At 72.2% G+C, this 1,824-nt stretch carries 1 protein-coding gene, 1 tRNA gene and 1 pseudogene; all 3 read left to right on the top strand.

All coding sequences use genetic code 11. The features are described from left to right. A pseudogene (locus tag ACFW48_RS38670) lies at positions 1-312 on the top strand (hypothetical protein); the annotation flags it as partial. Between the two features lie 690 nt (positions 313-1,002). Further along, positions 1,003-1,452, top strand: coding sequence for a hypothetical protein (locus ACFW48_RS38675; RefSeq protein WP_386323359.1), 450 nt, complete (start codon positions 1,003-1,005; stop codon positions 1,450-1,452). A 186-nt stretch (positions 1,453-1,638) separates the two neighbouring features. Continuing rightward, positions 1,639-1,717: transfer RNA gene (locus ACFW48_RS38680), tRNA-Ser, on the top strand. Positions 1,718-1,824: the final 107 nt, after the last annotated feature.

Genomic DNA, 1,824 nt, shown 5'->3' on the forward strand with positions numbered 1-1,824 from the left:
TGCTACTACCGCGGACTCCGGTCCTTCTCCCACATCGACGAGGCCCGCCGCGACGTGCGCAGCTTCGACCTGGGCTGGAGGGCGACGGACGTTCCGCAGGCCACGGCTCGTGCCGGCCAGGAACGCATCCGCAACCGGCTGTCGGAACAGGGCTGGAACCCCATCCGCGAGCACCCTGCCGACATGGGGTTCCGCTTCGAGCATCCGGGCACCGGCGACACGGTCGACGTGGGCTGGTACGAGGCAACCGGGACGCTCGCCGTCAACATCCACGCGCCCTGCGGGAAAGTCCCCGACGGTTTCGACGAGTAGGCCCCAGGCTGAGTGGAACGGCTCCCGGCAGCGCCAGCCCCGGCGGTGCTGGGATGCCAGCAGTGCTGGGGGGCCGGAGGTGCTGCTGTGCGAGTCGGTCACCTGGCCGTTGGTCCTGTGAGAGAGCAGGGAGTCGGTGTCGTCGGGGGCGAGCGCGGCCGCGGTACGCACGGTGCGCTGCAGCACCTCGCGGGCGGTCTCGGCCAGGCCCCGGCGAGCGGCTTCTCGGCCTCGCCGGTGAGCGGGGCGGCGCGCGGTCCGGTCGAGCGGCGACATCTCGGCCAGGCCCCAGCGGGCTTCGAAGACGCGGGCGGCGGTGTGCATGTTGGGGATGTCCCCGCGCACCCGGGAATGTCGGCCGTCCTGGCAGGCGAGGGTCGCCGCGATGTGGATGTGATCGCCTGCGTGCCGTACCGCGACCCACCGGCAGGCCTGTACGTCGCCGTCCTCGGCGATGCCCGCGGTGTGCACCATCGCGGCGGCGACCCCCGCCCATTCGGCGTCCGACAACGTGCGGTCGCCGACGTGGTTGCGGACCGAGACGTGCCACACGTGCCCGGCCGTGCGCGGGCCGCGCAGCGCGTCCACGGGGGCGTCCAGGAGCAGGACCAGGCCGGCGAGTGACATCTGGCCGAGGTCGCGGGGCGGGCAGGGCAGGTACGGGTCCCAGGCGGCGATCAGGTGGGGGTCGTGACGCCGTACACCAGCAGGCCGCCGCGGGTATTCGCCATCGCGGTGACGTCCTTGGCGAACTCGTTCCAGATGCCCGGTTTGGGAACGAAGGTGGGCAGCTTTCGCGGCTTCTACGAGACCTACGCACAGGCCGCCCTCTCCCCCGTCGAGCAGCTTGGGCTGGTGCTCGAAGTCGAGGGCGACAAGGCAGCCGCTCTCGGCTCCGCCTTGTTCATCCGGCAGCTGACCGAGCCGGCCACGAGGAGCTGGACTCGGCCAAGCGCCAGTTCTTCAATGCCGATCTGGTGGCTCGTGAGATCGCGCACAAGGCCGTGTCGGCAGAGGTGGCGGCGCTCAGCTCGGCCGACGCGACCCTGCACGGGTATCCACAACCTCGTCGCGGGAGCGGCAACCGCCGTCGGCACGTCCCTCATGGGATGGATCATCTGGTGGATCCAGCAGCGCTGACCGGGCGCAGCTGGCCCTGGCCGCCCCGGCCGGCTCCCACGAGGCCGGCCGGGGGCAGGACCGTGCAGGCGGCCTGTCGTCCTGTCGGATACGGGCCACCACCTTGCGCCGGACGGCTGGGAACGGCGGGCTCCAAACCCGCTACGCGGGCCCTGGCAGGAGCGCGTAGGGTGCGCGTAGCGCGGCGGGGGAGATGTAGCGCAGAGGTCGACGCGCCCTCTTGCTCAGAGGGAGGACGCCGGTTCGAGTCCGGCCTGCTCCCCCGCCGTGCGTACCCGCGAAACAGGCGGCGACGGGACGGATCCTGCTCCCCCGGCGGTAGGTTGCGGTCGGCAGGTCGGCGCGCAGCGCGCACTCCGCACGGTCGTGTGG

Source organism: Streptomyces sp. NPDC058812 (assembly GCF_042744565.1).
Taxonomy (GTDB): Bacteria; Actinomycetota; Actinomycetes; order Streptomycetales; family Streptomycetaceae; genus Streptomyces; species Streptomyces thinghirensis.